Source organism: Tannerella sp., from assembly GCF_052170195.1.
Classification (GTDB): Bacteria; Bacteroidota; Bacteroidia; order Bacteroidales; family Tannerellaceae; genus Tannerella.
Window position 1 is genome coordinate 28,818 of sequence record NZ_JBQNAZ010000001.1, and the last position, 19,173, is coordinate 47,990.

Consider the following 19,173-nt stretch of genomic DNA (forward strand, 5'->3'; position numbering starts at 1 on the left):
AAAGACATGAAGAAATTAATAGCTACCATTGCTCTGGCATTCCTGTCGGCTGCCGGATATGCACAGGAGGGACATACGTCGGCAGGTGTAAATATGGGATATGCGTTAGACTGTGAATCCGTCACGTTCGGCCTCGATTTTCGTTATAATGTGTGGCGGAATGTACGCATTGCTCCTTCTGTTACGCATATGTTTCGTAACAATGGCGTCAGCGCATGGTACATTGATTTCGACGCCCACTATGTGGTATCTGTGACGCGTAATTTCGCGTTTTATCCCATCGGAGGCATGGGGATGTCCGTATGGAATTTCAAAAGATTCGACGGAGATCGTTCCCGGTTGGGTTTGAATGTCGGGATAGGTGCCGAACTTTATGCTACGGACGAAATATCGGTGGGTACGGACATGAAATACAATCTGACGAAAGATTATGATCAGGCCTTGATAGCTGTCAGGGTCGCTTATCATTTCTGAATGGACTGATTGTGCTTCTCCACTGAAGCGAAAGGTATCCAAAAAAGTGATTCATTTATCGAACCGTTGTAAGGTCAACTTTATGACGGTTCGTTTTTTATGGCTTATCAGAGAGAATAAGATAGATATGCGATACGATAGGTTTGAACTAAACCATCATACGGCCACCTGCAGATCATTTTAAAAATATTTTTGGGGGGGGATAAAGGTTGTCTATAAACGTTTATAGATTTGATTAATGTATTGTGCGACAGTGTCTCGATAAACGATAAAAGAGTGGGCAATACACCAGTCACAAACGACTTTGGCGGATTGCCCATCTCCAAACAAAAACGACAATTTATGAAAAAGTTATAGACTGATTTTTATACCGGCAAAGAAGCTGCGTGGCATACCAGGTCCGTAGATATAAGCCGAGTCGCGTGCAGGTCCTTTATCGAAATCGTCCTGAAAAGCGTTAAACATATTTTGTACACCCGCATAGATTTGCATCGTGTAGATGTTGTAAATCGGGAAGTTATAAGATAAGCGGCAACCCATCTCGAAGAAGGCGGGCGTTTGGAACGTACGCGGCCCGTAGGTCGTTGCTGTCTGTCCTTTGCCGTGTTGCATACGGTCCGGATGGATCGTTGCCGAGGGTTTACCGTTGAACATGGTTAAGCTGCCATCATCTTCGGTCGGGATTTCGTGCCCGGTCAGCATATTTCCTGTGTAGTTTCCGGAAATCGACAAGGTGAAATCACGTGTAAAGTTAACCGTGCTTACAAAGTAGGCATACAGATTCGGTGTGCGATACATGCGGCGCGTTTTGTACGTATCGTCTTCGTGCCACTGCTGTTCCTTATTCCAGAGGCTCTTCTGTGCCGTAAGGCCGGCTTGCAGTTGCCATGTGTTCAGATAGGCAATTTTACCTTCAAAATTCAGCCCGTACACTTTGGCCCCTTCTGAATTTTCACGTATTTTGAGGATCTGTTTCATACCTTTTACAACAGTGTCTTTTTGGTTGAAACTGAAAGCATCGACAAGACTTGTATAAAATCCTTCGGCCAGAAGGTTCAACTGCCATGCCCCCATGCGGTGATACCAATCGATCGATCCGCTGAAACTGTGAGAGGTCTCTTCTTTCAGACCGGGTGCATTTTGCGAAAGAATAAGGTCGCCGCCGGCATTGTCTACGTGCAGGTCTTCATCGAAAATCTGAGGAGCCCGGAATCCTTTGCTGTAACTTAACCGGAAGCTGAAAGCCTGAGACGGGTTGTAACGCAGGTTGATACGAGGACTGAAAATCATGTCTTTCACCAGCGAATGTTTGTCAAGGCGTGCACCGAGAAGGATGCTCCATCGATTGTTTTTCCACTCGTTCTGCAAGAAGGCGCTCCGGGTGTTGACTTTCTGCATGAGCGGAGCTTCACGATAACCACTCACGTCATCAAGCTTATCGTGTGTGTATTCCAATCCGGTCGTAAGAGTTGCCGGCATAAACAGCAGTTTGGGCATCTCATAAGCATACTGCGCGCCGAACATGTGTGTCAGTCCGCCGGTCCGTCCGTACGAAGCCATACGCTTGTTCAGTTCGAGCATGTCTTCGTTGCTTAATCCGTTATTCATTTTCGGGAAGAAGTTGGCGGACAGTTCTTCTTCAATCTTTTCGTCAGATATGCCGGGGTTGGCTTTTTTCAGATTTTCGATAAACTGATCTTTCGCTTTTTCGATATTCTTTTTACCTTCGGCCATGATTTCGTTGGCCGTCTTGTCTCCACCTCCGTAGTAGCTTTTACGGTCGACTTTCATAAACGAAGCATACGCATTGAAACGATGTCTGCCGTTCGGACTGAATAAGCTGTAATTCAAACTGCCGATATTGTTTGTGTGCTCCAACTGTTCGGCTACGTGAGCATTATGCGGTTGCTCTTTGAGCAGGTCGCCACCGCGACGAAATTCATGGGTGTTATGATATTCAGCCGTTAGTTTCGAGTAGTTGCTCGGCTTGATGAACGCCCGGAATCCCAGCGTGCGGCCGTCAAGCACCGGTGTCTCGGTATAGCCGTCTCCATCGTGGTCGTAACCCGAGCGATGACGGGTCTGCCCGAACATCGTAATCCCTAACTTATTGTTATCCGAGACGATAGACCCGTTAAAGTTCGTAGTATTTTCGAAGGTGTTCAATCCGCCTAAGGCACGTGTCTGATGTGAGATACTGGCCGAATTATTCAGCGGTTCACGGGTGATGATATTGATGGTCCCGGCAATAGCTGACGAGCCGAACAGCGCGGAGCCTCCGCCACGTACCACCTCGACGCGCTCGATCATATTGGCCGGAATTTGCTCCAGGCCATACACACCGGCAAGTGCGCTGAATACCGGACGCGAATCAATCAAAATCTGTGAATAAGGACCGTCCATTCCGTTGATGCGTACTTGACTGAACCCGCAGTTCTGGCAATTCGTTTCCACGCGCACACCCGGTTGGAACTTCAATCCCTGCGAGATGTCGGTCGACTGCGTACGTTCAAATAGTTTCATGTCAAGTACATTGACTAATGCGGGGGCTTCGCGGCGCATCGTCTCGCTTCGGGTAGCGGAAACCACAACTTCGTCGATGGCCAATGCTTCCTCTTCAAGTAAGAAGTTCACTTCAAGCAGGGTGTTTGTTTTTGTGGTCACCGTCTTCGTGATTTTCTTGTATCCGATAAAAGAAACTTCGAGCGTAAGGTCTCCTATAGGCAGATCTTTCAGCATGTAATGTCCCGTTGCATCGGTTGTTACCCCGATGGTAGTTCCTTTTACGATGATGTTAATAAAAGGTAAATGCTCTTTTGTGTTGGCATCCTGTACATGACCGGTAATGTTGGCGTCTGTCCCGCGTTTAATAAGTTCCGGACTGTCGTTTGTTCCGTCGGCAAGTATCAGCGACGGGAATAAAAATAAAGCAAAAAGTATACGATAAAATGATTTCATAATTAATTTGTTTTTATGTTTTGATGAAATACCCTGCACCTATACCTTGCTCAGCATTAATTGACTATGTGCGGCAAGAGGTACATGGCCAATGAAGCTAATGCTTGGTAAAGAGTAGGTTTCCATCTGATTAATAAATGTGAAAAATGGAATAAATTTATTCCGGCGACTTATATCTCAGGATATACGGAGTATTTCCATGCCGGATGATGGTATGACTCTTTCTGTCCGAAACTCTTAAGACCGGACAATCGAAAAATAAGTTTTAACACTGAGGAGGTCCTCGCAGTGACAAGAAGGTTGTTGCTCGGGTAATACCGTTGGGAATCGTCCGGCTGACGATGATGCCGGAAAGTCGGGTGAAAGGTTTACAAAAAATCCCCGGCAAAAAGGCCAAAATTAACCATGCGTTCAGAGAGGCAATGGTCACAAAACCTATCGACGTATGAATATGATTTCCCGTGTCCGGCGCATCGGAATAGGGATGCGAATGGGTAATCCATTGTCCGTTGATGCGATGCGTATGGTAAAAAAGAGACGTACAGCCTGCATATCCTATAAACAGGATAAGCAGCCAGACGGTCGTTATCTTTTTTATTGTCCGCGTCATATTCATCTCTTGCTCTATTGGCTATTGACATCAGAGTTTTCGTGTAACACGAAAACACCTGTTTTAATTCGGTTGCAAAGTAAGAACATTCATTTGGATTATACAATCCCTACTATTGGTTATATGCTCCTTGGTCTTTATCTATAGCATATTGAGTGTTGTTGGGGGGAGAAAGGTTTGTGATTCGCGGACAAAGTGTTCGTTTGTTAAAAAGAGTTCTGACACAAGAACTTTTTTGTTGCTGTCTCTCGTATTGCTATATTTGTACACAGATTGTTTAGGAAAAATATTTTCGGGGCAATAATAGGATAGAATAATAATATGATAGATAATTGATAAAGAAAGAATATGAGGAAAGTTATATCACTGTTTTTATTTTTTGTATGTTCGTTACTATACGTGAAGGCGCAAGATACGGAATTTTGGTTTGTTGCACCCACTCCGATGCAGGGTGCGATATATAATCCCAATGCGGGCTTCATTTTTTCGAATGGTACGAATAGTACGGCGAATGTAAAAATTCATTTTTTTAAGACCGGTCGTGATACGAGTTTCACCATTTCGGCGCATGGAGGAAGGCATATTAAATTAACTCGGGCTGAAATCGAAACACACCTGACCCAACCGCGTACTACCGAAGGAAAACTAGGACTGAAAGGAGGTGTACATATCACTTCCGATCAAAAGATTATCGCATATTACTTTTTTGATATTTTTGCCAATAAGGATATGTTTACCCTTAAAGGTCGGCAAGCACTTGGTACCGAGTTTTATGTGCCACAGAGCAGTGATGGTTTTTTTCTGAATGGATATTCGCGCCGTACGCCGACAACGATCGGCTATCCAAATTCACGCGACATGATTGATGTGATTGCTACGGAAAATGATACGAGGTTAACATTTACCGTGCCCCGCAAATGCTATAAGATGGGTGCTTATGTGCCGGCTCAGTTCTATGCAGCCAATACGCCGCATACTGTGACACTACAGAAAGGTGAAATCTTCCGTTTGGCAGAAGTCGAGAAATTAGATCCTCCCGGAACGCTTCCGCCGCCGCTTGGCGTGCTCAGCACGTTGGGGGGCACGCACCTGCAATCCGATAAACCGATAGCCGTTACTTCGGGCGAAGACTTGTCGAATTATGATATGATGGGTGATCAAGTTGTACCGGCCGATAATTTGAGCACTTTATATGTGGTCGTTAAAGGTTATTCAAATGGACAAATTACCGAATCGACTGATCGTGTCTATATTACGGCCATGTATCCGAATACCGATATTACGGTGAATACCGGAGGCGGATGGACTTCGCTTGGTACGGGGCTGAATCCGGGAGATATGGTTGCATATGATATGGGAAATCTTTCATCGGGAGCTCCCTTCGTAGCGACATTTAAATCGACGGAACCGGTGGCTTGTCTCCATTCTACCGCCGAAGATATTCATCCGGCCGCGGGAATTGTTCCCAGTCTCTATAGTCTCGGACAAAGCGATTTTTCCTATTATCAGATTGGGGATAAAGACAAAGTGCATAATGCCATGATGTTGGTGTACAGAGCAACATGCGATACGAACTTTTACATCAAGTACACCGATCAGGTAACGAATCAGCTCGTTGATGTGCCATTGATCGACCGGACTACTGGTACACTTCATCCGGCACTCGTCGGCGCTCGTCTTGATGGTAAGGGGGCTGTGCCGGGCGTCAGCGGATGGGAATACATGCGATTGACACTTCCGAATCGTGCCGACGAATCATTGGTGCAGATATCGAATCCTGCTTCTCCTTTTTCGTTCGGGTATTATTCCGGTTGTGTGAACAATGTGGCCAATACCAATTATCATCAATACAATTCTTACGGATACATTTCGGCGTTTGGACGGTGGAAATTTGAAACGGATACGATCTGGAGGTGTGCCGATGATCCGAAGCCTCAAAAATTGCTTGGCGGATATGCGGAGTACTATAAGTGGATATTTCCTGACAGTTCCATTCACGAGGGCCCGAATATGTCTTCTGTCAAAGCGACCCGATCCGGGCAATACGTTCTATTGATGAATCAGGGACAGGGTACGGATGAAACACGTTGGACAACTGATACTTGCTGGATACAAGATTTGACATTCAATGCAAGTGTCAAGTGCTTTCCTCTCGATCCTAAGCCGGCCAAAATAGGCATACCTCAAGTGTTTAAAGCTATCACAAAGGGGATGGACGTGAGTCAGGCTACTTGCCGTTGGACGTTTGAAGGGGGGAAGCCTGAGACAGCGATTGATGCCTTGCCTCGAGTCGTTTGGAATAGTGCCGGGAAGAAAAAAGTAACTCTGAGTATATTGGTAGACAAAGGAGTGGGGGCAGATCGTGTTCTTTGCGATACGACTTTAGAGATGACAGTTGATGTACGTTCGGCTGTTAACGGTTACTTTGTCAATGGTGCTTCGACGGGTGGCCGTCGTGACGGCTCGGATTGGGAGAATGCTTTTCCGACGCTTGAGGAAGCGCTTTCGGTCGCTTCTCAGGGCGATTACGTCTGGGTGGCTCAGGGCGAATATACTCCGCCGAAGGGCGGTTCGTTCCTGATCGATTACGACAGCGTACATGTGTACGGAGGCTTCAAAGGTACGGAAACGAACCTGAACGAACGCAATCTGTCCGAGTATCGTACGGTGTTGAGGGGCAACGGCAATTCGGTCGTGATCTTCGACGGTTCGACGACGTATACGAACGGATTCTGCGGCACAAGCCGCGATGCCCGACTTGACGGTTTTACGGTACTTGGCGGAGCGGCTCTTGACGGTGCGGGTATCCTGTTCCGTGGGGGGCTTCGGGAACGGTTGCCAACAGCATCATAAAAGAGAACGTAGCCCGCGGGCATGGTGGCGGTATCTATATCGACGGAGCATACGCAGGCTGCACTTCATCGGACGATGTGCTGATTTATAACACGGAGGTGAGCCATAACCGGGCATCAACAGGTGGTGGTCTGTACAATAACGGTAGCAGCTTCCTCTCAGTCAATAATACGTTGAGCGGTAACATGGCTTCGTCGGGATCGGGTTTCTATAACAGCGAAGGTCGTCCGACGCTTCGTAATACGATCGTGTGGGGTAACCTCACGGACGGTTTGTTGGGTAGCGATGTGCTTAATGGAGGAGGTAGTCCGTACTGGAGGCATAGCAACGTGTCGGGCTGGGACGCTACATTGGGGCGCGACGGAGGCAACAATATGGATCGTGATCCGCTGTTTTTGCGCAAGGGATACGATTCGGATTTGACGCCTCGAAAAGACGGTGATTATCGTCTGAATAATTCCAGTCTGTCAGTAAACCGCGGTTATAACCCGTTTGTTTTGTCAGGCTTCAGAACGATCGTTGGTTTAACGCTCTCTCAGCCGACGGATGGCCAATACGTCTCATCGTTGCGTAACGATCTGGGCGGTCGTGCGAGAATCTATGACGATGTTGTCGATCTGGGAGCTTATGAATATCACCCGAATCAGGGAACGATTGACCTAGTCCACAGTGTAGAGATCGGTCGTTATCCCCATGTGACGACTTCTCCGGACCAGGGTCTTCACTACGTAAGAAGCCAAAGCACGTTTACGCTTATACTGATTCCGGAATTGGGTTATACGCTCGAAGGGTTGAAGGTTACGACGGGTTCTAAGTCTCAGGACGAATTGGGCTTTATGAAGTTGACGCATAATGTGGATGGTACCGTAACGGTATATTTCCGTCATGTGATCGATCCGCTGAAAGTGAAGCTCTCGGGAGTGAGTCCTGTTTCGAACGTCTCTTCAGAGCGAGGCGATGAAGTATGGTCTTCGAATGGTTTGTTGTATGTTCGTACGAGCGGTCCGAAGGATGTCCGTATTTACTCGCTCACGGGGCAGTTGCTTCATCATCTGGAAGGTCTTTTGGACCAACGTTCCCTACGTCTTTCCCAAGGGGTATACATTGTAAAGCTGGGCACGGACACGGTGCGGAAAGTGGTGGTGAGATAATAATATTGAGGATAGGTTTTAGATAAGGAGCATATTACGATTTTTAGTTTTCATGATAAGTGAAAGTTTGTATCAGGAGACGGTCGTCGGGATGACGGCCGTCTTTGTTTTAGCTGGGGGCATCGGAAGCCTGAAACCTCTAAAGTCGTTTGTGCGCTATGAAACACCGTCTTTGTACAAAAAATCTTTTCTTCTCGTAAAAAAACGAAGAGAATACATTGTCTATACCGAATATGTTATTACCTTTGCACCCTGATTTACATATAGAAAAGAACAACTGAAAAAGATGGAAAATGTCAGCTATGCTTTAGGGTTAAGCATTGGTAATAACTTTCGTGCTTCGGGTATCAAAGAATTGAATATGGACGACTTCCTTAAGGGATTGAATGACGTTTTCTCCGAAGCGAAGCCGGCTATCAGTTACGACGAGGCCAAACAAATTCTGAATGATTTCTTTATGAAATTACAGGCTGAAAAACTTGAAATGAACAAGCAGGCCGGCACTGAGTTCTTACGTATCAACAAAGAAAAAGCGGGTGTAATAACACTACCCAGCGGTTTGCAGTATGAAGTGTTGAAAAAAGGCGATGGAGCCAAGCCGAAAGCTTCTGACAAGGTGAAATGCCATTATCATGGAACACTCATCAACGGCACCGTGTTCGACAGTTCCGTGCAGCGCGGCGAGCCGGCAACGTTTGGTGTCTCGCAGGTGATTCCCGGATGGGTCGAGGCCCTGCAAATGATGAATGTCGGCTCTAAATGGCGTCTGTTCATTCCTTCCGAACTGGCTTACGGTGAACGTGGAGCCGGCGAGACGATCGAGCCTAACAGTACACTCGTATTCGAAGTCGAGTTGCTCGATATTGTATAAGATTGCAATTGATAAATAGAATAAAAAATTGAAGAAAATGAAGAAAGTAAGTGTAGTAATGATGGCGGCTGCAGTAGCCGCAGGAATGGCTGTGACCTCGTGTAATCAGCAGGGTGGAGCAGCGAATGTAGCGCTCAGCGCTCCGATTGACAGTGCAAGCTATGCGCTGGGTATTAACATCGGCAGTAACCTGAAGGAAAATCTGAAAACGTTCCCCGGCGAAAAACCGGTTAATCACGATGCTTTTATGAGCGGATTGATGGCCGCAATGAAAGACTCGGCAGCTATGAAAATGACGCCTGAAGTGGCTCAAACGTATGTGAATGACTATGTCATGAAGATTCAGCAGACCGAGGCTGAGGCCGAATTGAAGGCAGGTCAGGATTTCCTTGCAGCCAATAAAACGAAAGAAGGCGTTATCACGACCGAGAGCGGTCTGCAATATAAAGTGATTACTGAAGGTACAGGTGCAAAACCGACCGCTGAAGATCAGGTAAAATGCCACTATACGGGTAAACTCCTTAACGGAACCGTATTCGATAGTTCGGTACAGCGTGGTGAACCGACTGTATTTGGGGTAGGTCAGGTGATCCGCGGTTGGCAGGAAATACTGCAATTGATGCCCGTAGGATCGAAATATCAGGTGTGGATCCCGTCTGAATTGGCGTATGGTCCTAATGGTGCCGGTCAGATGATCAAACCGAACGCAACCCTCGAATTTGAAGTAGAGTTGCTCGAAATCGTGAAAAAATGAGAAACGTACGAGTCATGATCGCAAGTGTTGTAGCCGTCGGAATGATGGCTGTAACATCTTGTAATACGACGAAGACAGTTGTGGCTTCTCCTGTTCCTCAGGAACCGGTAATGGTTTCGGAACTCGATACGGTAAGCTATGCTTTGGGTGTGAACATCGGTACAAATTTGAAGGAAAATTTAAAAACATTCCCCGACGGTCCGGTTAATATGGAAGTCTTCACCGATATTTTGGTGAAGGCGCTGAAAGGGGATACTGCCCTGATGATGAATCCGGAGAATGCACAGAATCGTATTCAGAAATACGTCATGGCTGTGCAGCAGCGTGAAACCGAGGCTTTGAAAGCCGAAGGGGAGAAATTCCTCGCCGAGAACAAAACGAAAGAAGGCGTTGTTACGACCGAAAGTGGTCTGCAATACAAGGTGCTTACCGAAGGTTCGGGAGCGAAACCGACTGAAGCCGATCGGGTGAAAGTACACTACACCGGTAAATTGCTTGACGGTACCGTGTTCGACAGCTCTGTACAGCGTGGTGAACCGGCAACTTTCGGGGTTACGCAGGTGATCCGCGGATGGCAGGAAGTGTTGCAACTCATGCCCGCAGGATCGAAATATCAGGTATGGATTCCGTCCGAACTGGCATACGGAGCCAGCGGAGCAGGTCAGATGATTAAACCTCATGCGACACTCGAATTCGAAGTAGAGTTGCTGGAAATCATCCGGCCCGAGCGCACAGAAGACACTGAAAAGTAAACGCTCGTACAGGAAAAACGATAGAGAGCTACCTCCACAAAACGGGTAGCTCTTTTTTTTTGTGGTTAAGCGGTGCAATTGTTTTTGGCTTCCGATTTACGAATGGAAAGGATTTTTATGTACTTTTTCCAAAAGGTATTTGGTGTTTTAAAATCAGTATAGAGCATCGCTCTTCTTATAACTCCACTGTTTTGATTATAAAAAAGTTGAACTTTACAATAGATGAATATCCGTGTTTGTACCTAAAAGCTCCATTAAACTATTTAATAACAATAATTTGGATGGACTTTGTTGCAACGGATAAATCCATAGAAAACAGTGATATATTTTTACCTGTAATAAAACATCAATTTTTCTATATTGCTGATTATTAAATGGCTGATTTTTTTAGGTTGTTTTTTATATACACCCATATCTTTTGATAATCAGACGTCAACCGTTGCAACAAAGTCATTTGGATGTATGGATTGGAGTAAGAAGTAAATTTCTGTATATCAGTAATATATAATTAATTTTAGGCATATATACGGACATTCATATTACAATATTTCCAAAAATATAGCAACTTAACAACACCAAATTGTGACTAAGAACACGCAGGAGGGAACAGAAAACAGGTCGTCAGCCTCGTTTTTTTATCCTGCCGGTGTAAAATCTCGGGGATTTCATCTAAATTTGTAAGTAAGTGTTCATAATTAGCTTATACAATAATACAGGTAAAAATCGGTTTTGCTATACGTTTTGACACTTACATTATATATACAATTAATTTTGATTCATTACTTAACATGAAAAAAAGTTTTATATTCTTTCTTCTTCTTCTTCTATGCGTATTGGCGCTGAGGGCACAAACCGAGACTTCGGGTAGGGGCGGCCTTTACCGGCATACGCCTGAAAAGCAGACCCGGCTGATACATACGCGTCTGAAGGTAGGTTTCGATTTCAACAACCGGACGATGAACGGCGAAGCCTGGCTCACGGCTACTCCGCACTTCTACCCCACCGACCGTCTGACGCTCGATGCCAAAGCGATGCGGATACATGAGGTAGGCATCGTGCAGGAGGGAGAACAGAAACCGCTCCGTTATCTGTACCGGAACGACTCGTTGGAAATCCAGCTGGACAGAACCTACCGCCGCGACGAAAACTATAGCGTTTATATCCGTTACACGGCACAGCCCGAAGAGGTTGCCGACAAGGGCAAGCGCACTTTTGCCGACACCAAGGGGCTTTACTTTATCGACCCTGACGGAAAAGACCCCGAACGCCCCACGCAGGTCTGGACGCAGGGAGAGACCGAGTATGCCTCCTGCTGGTTCCCCACCATCGACAAACCCAATCAGAAAAGCACGCAGGAGATTTACATCACCGTGCCCGATTGTTACCAAACCCTCTCGAACGGTCTGCTGCAAGCCTCCGAACGGCACGACGACGGTACCCGCACCGACCATTGGGTGATGAAACATCCACACGCGCCCTATCTCTTTTTTATGGCAGCGGGCGAGTTTACCGTCGTAAGCGACACGCCCTGGCGGGGAAAGGTACCCATCGACTACTATGTGGAAAAAGGCGATGAAGCCCTTGCCAAAGAGGTGTTTGGCGCTACCTCGCAGATGATTGAGTTTTTCTCGCAAACATTCCGTTACGACTTCCCGTGGCAGAAATACGCTCAAATCGTATTGCGCGATTTTATCGCCGGCGGTATGGAAAACACCACTGCCGTCGCTCATGCCGAATCGGCGATACAACCGGCGGAGGTTTTGGCCGATCACAACTACTGGGAGTCGGTCATTGCCCACGAAGCGGCTCACCACTGGTTCGGCAATCTGGTAACGGCCGAGAGCTGGGCGAATCTCATCGTCAACGAAGCCTTTGCCAACTACGCCGAATACCTCTGGAAGGAACACAAATACGGACGCGACGAGGCCGATTTTCACCGCAGTGAGAAAATCAATGAATACTGCGCTCATACCGGCGATTTCGATAAACCCGCCGTACGCTTCGGTTACCAAGACCGGGAGGATATGTTCGATAAGGTTTCCTATAACAAAGCGGGAGCCGTGCTGCACATGCTCCGCAATTATCTGGGTGACGAAGCCTTTTTCGAAGCCGTCGGGCTTTTTCTCCGCCGACACGAGTTCGGTACTGCCGAAGCCCACGACCTCCGCCTCGCCTTCGAGGAGCTGAGCGGAAAAGACCTCAACTGGTTCTTCAATCAGTGGTTCTTCGGTTGCGGGCATCCTACCGTCGAAGTATCGACCCGATACGATGCCGGAAGCCGAAGCCTTTCCCTGCACATCCGTCAGACGCAGGACAGCAGCCTCCTCTTCGAGTTTCCGCTCGAAATAGACCTCTACGAAGACGACCGGCGCCAACGCCACAGCGTATGGGTATCCGCAAAGCAAGAAAACACCTTCATCTTCGCTGTCGGGAAACAGCCTTTGCTCACGGACATCGATCCGAGAGGAATCATCCTGATGGAGGAAATAAACAGGAAAAGCTCCGCAGAATACCGCTTCCAGTATCGTCATGCGAAGGACTTTAAAAGCAGATACCAGGCTCTTGCCTTTGCCGTAGAGCATGCCGATAAGTCCTTCCTGCTTGCCGCCGTCCACGACCCTTGTTATCAGATACGAATCAAGGCTTTGTCGGCGCTTCCGGTCGAGCAGCTCAACCGGAAGGAGCTGGATGTCGTAGCCCAAATCGCAAAGTCCGATCCGAAGAACCTCGTCAGGTCGGCCGCTATGTGGACGCTGGCAGGCACGCGCGACAAACGCTATCTGCCCCTCTTCGAAAAAGGCCTGGAGATGCATTCGGCATCGGTCAGAAACGCCGCGCTGAGCGGTATTGCTCAAATCACGCCCGAACTGGCCAAACGCTTCCTCATGCAAGCCAGGCCCGAAGAGCTTACCGGCGACCAGCTTGTCGGGCTGCTTCCGGTCATCGTCCGCCACCGGATGGCGAAGTACCTGCCCCAGCTGATGAGCTATCTGGCTTATTATCCCTTCACGGAGGAGGATAATCCGGATCAGGCTGCCCTCCTCCGCCGGGGCTACGAGTGGGCAATGTCGCTCGACGATGTGGCGCCGGTCGAGAAAACCGCACAGCACTTCCGGGAGATGAAGCCCTACCTCGACGGCGACGACGAAACGCAAAGACGCATTCTCGAAGTTCTCGAAAACGGCCTGCGCATCAAGAAAGGATTGCCCCAAACGCCATCGGTCAGGAAACAGACCGACCTGCTCCTCCGAACAATAGAAGAGATTAAACCATGATGCCTGCAGAGAAATATGTGAAGAGCCTGGAAAAGGATTTTTCCACGATAAAAAATGGCTTTAAAGAGATAGAAGAACGAGCCTTGGCCGATTTTCGTTCGAAAGACAAGGCCGAAGTAGCTCATTTGGCCCGCTTGACCTATCGCTCGGAACTGTATCAGGCGAGGATGTATGCGGTTTTTCTGTTCGGGTATTTATCGGACGACGCGGCCATACTGAAGTTCCTGAAAGAGGAAGTTGCCAAGGACGACAACTGGCGCGTTCAGGAGATACTGGCCAAGGCTTTCGACGGATACTGCCGAAGAAAAGGCTATGGAAATTCGCTCGACACGATAGACGACTGGTTGCAGTCCGGACATCCGAATACGAGACGCGCCGTTACCGAAGGTTTGAGAATCTGGACAAGTCGTGATTTTTTCAGGGAACATCCCGAAGAGGCCGTTGCGCGCCTCGCTTCGCTGAAACAGGACGCAAGCGAGTATGTACGGAAATCAGTGGGAAACGCACTGAGAGATATCAGTAAAAAACATCCCGACCCGGTTCGGCAGGAGCTGAGCGGATGGAGCCTGAACGGCAAAGAAATCCGGCAGGTATATACATTGGCAAGTAAATGTATATAACAGCTTATCAACAGTGTTTTTTAGCTGTTTTTCTTATAACTCCGGATAGCCCAGAAGTTGAAAACGGCTGCGAAGCCGCACAAAATAAGAAACGGATTTGTTAGTTCCGTAAACGAGCTGCCTTTGAGATAGATCGATCGCATCACTTCGACAAAATATTTCAACGGATTGAACGCCGCGATCATTTGTGCCCACGAAGGCATGGACGCGATGGGAGTAAACAGACCGCTCATCAGAATAAGCACCATCATAAAGAAATACATCACGAACATAGCTTGTTGCATCGTCTCGGAATAGTTTGAGATCACAAGCCCTATTCCCGACACGACCGCAATATAGATCGTCGCAAAAATATAAATCGTTAACAGGTTGCCTGCCGGAAAAATTCCGTATACCCATACCGCCAATACCATACATAGCGACAAGACAAAGAAGCCGATCATCCAGTAAGGAATAAGTTTAGCTGCCACAAAAGCCATTCGTCCGACCGGAGAAACATTGAGTTGTTCGATAGTACCCGTTTCTTTTTCTCCGACAATGTTCAGGGCCGGAAGAAAGCCGGTGAGCATCGTCAGCAGCATGACCATCAGCGCCGGCACCATAAAAACCTTGTAGTCCAGACGGGGATTGAAGCGATATCGCGCCACGACATCGAATGTTTCGACGGGCAGGAGCGAGATGTACGTGTACATGCCGTAGCTTTCCCTTGATTCGGCCGAATAGTCATTCAGTATGTTTGTCAGATAGAAGGTCCCCAAACTTCCTTTTGTTCCGTTAACCGCATTGGCCGAAATCATCGCGTCACTGTGTCCTTCGCTGATAATCTTCTTTTCGAATCCTGAAGGAATCTCCAAGATCATGTCTGTCTCACCCGACTCAATTCCATCCATTGCAGCAGAATAAGTCGGTAAAACATCGATCAGCCGAAAATAGCCGGAGGCCGTTGCTTTGGCAATTAACCTTTGCGAAACGGAGCTGCGATCGTTATCTACCACTGCCAGCCTGATGTCTTTGATCTCCTGATTCGCAGCCCACGGCATAATCAGAATCACCGTCAGAGGCATCACAAGAATCAGTTTCGGGAGGAAAGGATTCCGGAAAAACTGCTTACATTCTTTTTCGATTAAATATTTCAACATGATATTCTCAGTTCAGACGGGTTTTAAATTGTTTCAAGCTTAAGGCGACAAAGACCGAAGCCATAGCTGTAAGAATGGCAATCTCTTTCAGCACAAAGCGCAGTCCGACACCTTGTATCATGATTTTCTTTACGGCCTGAATGTACCAGCGGGCAGGCACGGCGGCCGAGAGCCACTGTAACGCATCGGGCATGCTGGACACGGGAAAGATCATACCCGAAAGCAACATCACGGGCATCATCATGCCCATGCCCGAGGCCAGCATGGCTGCTGTTTGATTGTCGACAAGGCCTGAAATAAACAGCCCTACTGACAGAGCAAGAAAAATGAACAGTAGCGAAACAGCAGTCAGCAAGATCAAGTTTCCGGCTATCGGTACGTGCAGTACGGAAACGGACAGGATCAGAATGGTGGCGAGATTCAATACCGACAGTACGAAATAAGGCACGATTTTGGCTAAAATAATATACGCCGGCTTCATCGGTGAGGCGAGTAACAGTTCCATCGTACCTGTTTCTTTTTCCCGAACGATGGCAATGGACGTCATCATCCCGCAGATAAGTGTCAAAATCATCCCCATAATTCCCGGCACAAAATAAAAGACGCTTTTGCCTTGTGGGTTATAGAGCATCTTCACCTGTGCTGTGATTCGGCAGGAAGGTAGGTGTTCTCCGGCCAGTTCCTGTCGGTACATGTAAAGTATCTGTTGTGCATAGCAGTTCATCATCGAGGCCTGATTAGGCTCGGCACCGTCTATGATCAGTTGCACGGAGGCTTCGCCCGTATGACGCAGGTTTTCGGCAAACCGTTCGCCGAAGATGAGCACCAAATCAGCCTTTCCGCGTGTAAACACATCATTTATTTCGTGCGGAGAAGTCAGTTCTTCCGTAAGGATAAAACGCTCGCTTGCCTGAAAATGGCTTTTGATTTGTTGTGTCATCTCGTCGTGCGACGGATCGAATACGGCAAGACGCGCGTTTTTTACTTCCGTTGTAATGGCAAAGCCGAACAGCAGAATCTGCATGACGGGAATCCCGAGCAGAATAAGTACCGTCCTTCTGTCTCGGATGATATGATACCATTCTTTTTTTACAAATGATAGAAACTGTCTCATCGCTTTATCAATCTCCTTTCCGTGTTGCTTCGCGCGCCAGTCGACGAAAAACTTCGTCCATCGTCAAGACGCCAAATTGCTTTTTCAGATTTCTCGGGCTGTCCAGCACGCTGATTTTTCCGTCTACCATGATCGATACCCGATCGCAGTATTCGGCCTCATCCATATAGTGCGTCGTCACGAAGACCGTGATATCTCTTGCGGAGGCCTGATAAATCAGTTCCCAGAAACGGCGACGGGTGATGGGATCGACTCCTCCCGTCGGTTCGTCGAGAAAAACGACCTTCGGCTCATGAAAGACCGCCACGGAAAAAGAGAGTTTTTGCTTCCACCCTAAGGGTAAGGCTTTGACAAGTGTGTTGCGTTCGCGCTCAAAGCCTAATTCGTGCAAGATGCTCTCCGTTTTCGCTGTAATTTCACGGTCTTTCATTCCGTAGATACCGCCAAAGAGTCGCAGGTTTTCCCACACTTTCAAATCTTCGTATAACGAAAATCGCTGACTCATATAGCCGATGTGTCGTTTCACCTCTTCTGCTTGCTTACAGATGTCGAACCCTGCGACGAAGCCTCGTCCCGACGTCGGACGACTCAACCCGCACAGCATCCGCATAGCCGTTGTTTTGCCCGCGCCGTTTGCACCCAGAAAACCAAAGATATCTCCTTCGCCGACGGTAAACGAGATACGATCGACGGCTGTAAACGTTCCGAATTGTTTCGTTAACGTTTCGGCTATAATCACATCTTTTTTCATGATTCCTCCTTCTCGCCGAGTATATCCATAAAACAATCTTCAACCGAAGGACAGATCGGAGTCATTTCAATACCCGCATGTCCTTTCTTATTCAGATAATGGAGCAGTTTGTCTGCTGTACAATCTGTCCGCAACGTAACATGGCAATTTTCCCCGAACGAGAAGGCCGACCGTACATGAGCATGCGATCGCAGATCGTTCAGCAAATGATACATGTCTCTCGATGAACGAAGAGCGAACAATGTATGCGGGTATCCGGCCACAATGCCTTCGGGAGTATCTACCCGCAGAAAGAGTCCTCCCTGAATCAGGGCGATCCGGTCGCACCGCTTCGCTTCATCCATGTAAGGCGTGGAGACGAGGATCGTGACGCCTTGCGCTTTAAGTCTGAAGAGCATTTCCCAAAACTCTTTGCGCGAAACAGGATCTACCCCCGTCGTGGGTTCATCGAGCAGTAATATATCCGGCTTGTGTATTAACGCGCAACTCAGCGCCAGCTTTTGTTTCATGCCCCCCGACAGTTTGCCGGCCGGCCGTTTCTTAAAAGGCTCGATCTGCCGGTAGATGTCTGCGATCAGGGGATAGTTTGCCTGTACCGTCGTATGGAAGACAGTAGCAAAAAAGTTCAGGTTTTCTTCGACCGTAAGATCTTGATAGAGCGAGAATCGTCCGGGCATATAGCCGATGATGCGTCGTACGGCGCAGTATTCCTTCACGGCATCATATCCTCCGATGATGACATTTCCGTTATCAGGGAGCAGGAGCGTCGCCAATATACGAAAAAGAGTCGTCTTTCCGGACCCGTCGGGACCGATGATACCGTAGATTTCACCTCGCTCTACCTCGAAGCTCACATCGTGCAATGCTGTCACGCGACCGTATTTTTTACTGAGATGATGTACTGAAACAGCTTTCATGATCCGGCTTTTATTTGGGAGATTTCGGTTGCAGCGGGGGCGACGCGGATTTCGCCGTACATTCCCCGTTTAATATATCCGTCATTCCGAACTGCGACTTTTACGGCATACACTAAATTGGCACGTTCATCCCTTGTAGAGATCGTTTTAGGTGTAAATTCGGCCTTATCCGAGATCCAGATAACTGTTCCGGCATATTCTTTCCGTTCCGAAGTACCCCTGTCGGCATATACGCTTACTTTTTGCCCGATGCGAAGCCGAGTGAGCTGGTCGGCTGTGAAGTAAGCCCGCAAAATCATGTTTTCGAGGTCACCGACTTTCAGAAGTGGTCGTCCCTGTACGGCGAGTTCTCCCGGTTCGGCATAGCGGCACAGCACAATGCCATCTATCGGGCTGGACACAATGCTTTTTCCGATCCGGTAGTCGATCTGTGCGATCTGTGCCTGCAATCCCATACGCTCACCCGCGATGCTTCGGTTTCCGTTAGCCAGTACGTCTTCCTGAGCCGCCAATTGTTTTTCGAGCATGGCGATTTGTGCGCCGATATCGTCGAGTATTTTCGGAGCGGCAGCCTGCGCTTCGACTAAGTTCGCGTATCGTTTGTACTCTTTCTGTTGTGTGGCAATCTGCTGTTTGAGTGAGGCAATCTGACGGGGGATGTTGTACCGTCGACTCTCAATGGCCATCAGGCCGGCCGAGAGTTGTATTTTTTGCAGGTATAGCCGGGTTGTATCGATCAGCCCAAGTGACTCATGCGCTTTCACGCTTTTTCCTTCCCGAACCGTTATTCGTAACAGTTCTCCCGTTTCTCCGGCCGAGATCATGACCTCAGTCGCTTCGAATATGCCTGAGGCATCGCAGTCTCCGTCTTTATTTCCGCAGGCTGCGACAATCATGGCCATTGCGATGATTAAGAATTTATTTGCTTGCATAA

At 47.9% G+C, this 19,173-nt stretch carries 15 protein-coding genes; 8 read left to right on the forward strand and 7 right to left on the reverse strand.

Annotation, left to right across the window (positions count from 1 at the left end; genetic code table 11):
• Positions 1 to 6 precede the first annotated feature (6 nt).
• Complete coding sequence (locus tag ACTTKA_RS00120) at positions 7 to 474, forward strand: outer membrane beta-barrel protein (RefSeq protein ID WP_442713215.1); 468 nt, start codon at positions 7 to 9, stop codon at positions 472 to 474.
• Positions 475 to 825: 351 nt separating this feature from the next.
• On the opposite strand, the gene ACTTKA_RS00125 is transcribed toward ACTTKA_RS00120, so the two are convergent.
• Positions 826 to 3,432, reverse strand: a complete 2,607-nt coding sequence (locus tag ACTTKA_RS00125) for a TonB-dependent receptor (protein WP_442713214.1) — start codon at positions 3,430 to 3,432, stop codon at positions 826 to 828.
• Positions 3,433 to 3,697: 265 nt separating this feature from the next.
• Entirely contained in the window at positions 3,698 to 4,042 is a 345-nt protein-coding gene (locus tag ACTTKA_RS00130) for a hypothetical protein (protein ID WP_442713213.1), read from the reverse strand.
• A gap of 348 nt (positions 4,043 to 4,390) precedes the next feature.
• Here ACTTKA_RS00130 and ACTTKA_RS00135 point away from each other — a divergent pair, with 348 nt between their 5' ends.
• The 7 genes from ACTTKA_RS00135 (at position 4,391) to ACTTKA_RS00165 (ending at position 14,318) form a co-directional block, all read left to right on the forward strand.
• Positions 4,391 to 6,895, forward strand: coding sequence for a hypothetical protein (locus ACTTKA_RS00135; protein ID WP_442723508.1), 2,505 nt, complete (start codon positions 4,391 to 4,393; stop codon positions 6,893 to 6,895).
• Between the two features lie 77 nt (positions 6,896 to 6,972).
• Positions 6,973 to 8,046 (forward strand): T9SS type A sorting domain-containing protein, encoded by a 1,074-nt coding sequence (locus ACTTKA_RS00140; RefSeq protein WP_442723509.1) that lies wholly within the window; start codon positions 6,973 to 6,975, stop codon positions 8,044 to 8,046.
• 286 nt (positions 8,047 to 8,332) lie between these two features.
• Entirely contained in the window at positions 8,333 to 8,917 is a 585-nt protein-coding gene (locus tag ACTTKA_RS00145; RefSeq protein WP_442713209.1) for an FKBP-type peptidyl-prolyl cis-trans isomerase, read from the forward strand.
• Between the two features lie 37 nt (positions 8,918 to 8,954).
• Positions 8,955 to 9,671 carry an FKBP-type peptidyl-prolyl cis-trans isomerase gene (locus ACTTKA_RS00150; RefSeq protein ID WP_442723510.1) on the forward strand — a complete coding sequence of 239 codons (717 nt, stop codon included), beginning with the start codon at positions 8,955 to 8,957 and terminating at the stop codon, positions 9,669 to 9,671.
• Entirely contained in the window at positions 9,668 to 10,423 is a 756-nt protein-coding gene (locus ACTTKA_RS00155; protein ID WP_442723511.1) for an FKBP-type peptidyl-prolyl cis-trans isomerase, read from the forward strand. The genes ACTTKA_RS00150 and ACTTKA_RS00155 overlap by 4 nt, the downstream gene beginning before the upstream one ends.
• Positions 10,424 to 11,211: 788 nt before the next feature.
• A complete protein-coding gene (locus tag ACTTKA_RS00160; RefSeq protein ID WP_442723512.1) occupies positions 11,212 to 13,698 on the forward strand; it encodes a M1 family aminopeptidase in 2,487 nt (828 codons plus the stop codon).
• Entirely contained in the window at positions 13,695 to 14,318 is a 624-nt protein-coding gene (locus tag ACTTKA_RS00165) for a DNA alkylation repair protein (RefSeq protein WP_442723513.1), read from the forward strand. Before ACTTKA_RS00160 ends, ACTTKA_RS00165 begins: the two co-directional genes overlap by 4 nt.
• Positions 14,319 to 14,338: 20 nt before the next feature.
• On the opposite strand, the gene ACTTKA_RS00170 is transcribed toward ACTTKA_RS00165, so the two are convergent.
• The 5 genes from ACTTKA_RS00170 to ACTTKA_RS00190 are packed head-to-tail and all read right to left on the reverse strand — an operon-like array spanning position 14,339 to position 19,171.
• Positions 14,339 to 15,457: an ABC transporter permease gene (locus ACTTKA_RS00170; protein ID WP_442723514.1), complete on the reverse strand. Its 1,119-nt coding sequence runs from the start codon at positions 15,455 to 15,457 to the stop codon at positions 14,339 to 14,341.
• Positions 15,458 to 15,464: 7 nt separating this feature from the next.
• Positions 15,465 to 16,571, reverse strand: a complete 1,107-nt coding sequence (locus tag ACTTKA_RS00175) for an ABC transporter permease (protein ID WP_442723515.1) — start codon at positions 16,569 to 16,571, stop codon at positions 15,465 to 15,467.
• 7 nt (positions 16,572 to 16,578) lie between these two features.
• Positions 16,579 to 17,322 carry an ABC transporter ATP-binding protein gene (locus ACTTKA_RS00180; protein ID WP_315303170.1) on the reverse strand — a complete coding sequence of 248 codons (744 nt, stop codon included), beginning with the start codon at positions 17,320 to 17,322 and terminating at the stop codon, positions 16,579 to 16,581.
• Positions 17,319 to 18,239 (reverse strand): ABC transporter ATP-binding protein, encoded by a 921-nt coding sequence (locus ACTTKA_RS00185; protein WP_442723516.1) that lies wholly within the window; start codon positions 18,237 to 18,239, stop codon positions 17,319 to 17,321. The genes ACTTKA_RS00180 and ACTTKA_RS00185 overlap by 4 nt, the downstream gene beginning before the upstream one ends.
• Positions 18,236 to 19,171 (reverse strand): HlyD family secretion protein, encoded by a 936-nt coding sequence (locus ACTTKA_RS00190; RefSeq protein ID WP_442723517.1) that lies wholly within the window; start codon positions 19,169 to 19,171, stop codon positions 18,236 to 18,238. The genes ACTTKA_RS00185 and ACTTKA_RS00190 overlap by 4 nt, the downstream gene beginning before the upstream one ends.
• Between the last annotated feature and the right edge of the window lie 2 nt (positions 19,172 to 19,173).

Excerpts from the sequence above, each read along its gene's own strand:
- ACTTKA_RS00180 (WP_315303170.1), bottom strand. The coding sequence starts at position 17,322 with ATGAAAAAAGATGTGATTATAGCCGAAACGTTAACGAAACAATTCGGA.
- ACTTKA_RS00135 (WP_442723508.1), top strand. The coding sequence starts at position 4,391 with ATGAGGAAAGTTATATCACTGTTTTTATTTTTTGTATGTTCGTTACTA.
- ACTTKA_RS00155 (WP_442723511.1), top strand. The coding sequence starts at position 9,668 with ATGAGAAACGTACGAGTCATGATCGCAAGTGTTGTAGCCGTCGGAATG.
- ACTTKA_RS00185 (WP_442723516.1), bottom strand. The coding sequence starts at position 18,239 with ATGAAAGCTGTTTCAGTACATCATCTCAGTAAAAAATACGGTCGCGTG.
- ACTTKA_RS00160 (WP_442723512.1), top strand. The coding sequence starts at position 11,212 with ATGAAAAAAAGTTTTATATTCTTTCTTCTTCTTCTTCTATGCGTATTG.
- ACTTKA_RS00190 (WP_442723517.1), bottom strand. The coding sequence starts at position 19,171 with ATGCAAGCAAATAAATTCTTAATCATCGCAATGGCCATGATTGTCGCA.
- ACTTKA_RS00150 (WP_442723510.1), top strand. The coding sequence starts at position 8,955 with ATGAAGAAAGTAAGTGTAGTAATGATGGCGGCTGCAGTAGCCGCAGGA.
- ACTTKA_RS00120 (WP_442713215.1), top strand. The coding sequence starts at position 7 with ATGAAGAAATTAATAGCTACCATTGCTCTGGCATTCCTGTCGGCTGCC.
- ACTTKA_RS00170 (WP_442723514.1), bottom strand. The coding sequence starts at position 15,457 with ATGTTGAAATATTTAATCGAAAAAGAATGTAAGCAGTTTTTCCGGAAT.
- ACTTKA_RS00125 (WP_442713214.1), bottom strand. The coding sequence starts at position 3,432 with ATGAAATCATTTTATCGTATACTTTTTGCTTTATTTTTATTCCCGTCG.
- ACTTKA_RS00145 (WP_442713209.1), top strand. The coding sequence starts at position 8,333 with ATGGAAAATGTCAGCTATGCTTTAGGGTTAAGCATTGGTAATAACTTT.
- ACTTKA_RS00165 (WP_442723513.1), top strand. The coding sequence starts at position 13,695 with ATGATGCCTGCAGAGAAATATGTGAAGAGCCTGGAAAAGGATTTTTCC.
- ACTTKA_RS00130 (WP_442713213.1), bottom strand. The coding sequence starts at position 4,042 with ATGACGCGGACAATAAAAAAGATAACGACCGTCTGGCTGCTTATCCTG.
- ACTTKA_RS00175 (WP_442723515.1), bottom strand. The coding sequence starts at position 16,571 with ATGAGACAGTTTCTATCATTTGTAAAAAAAGAATGGTATCATATCATC.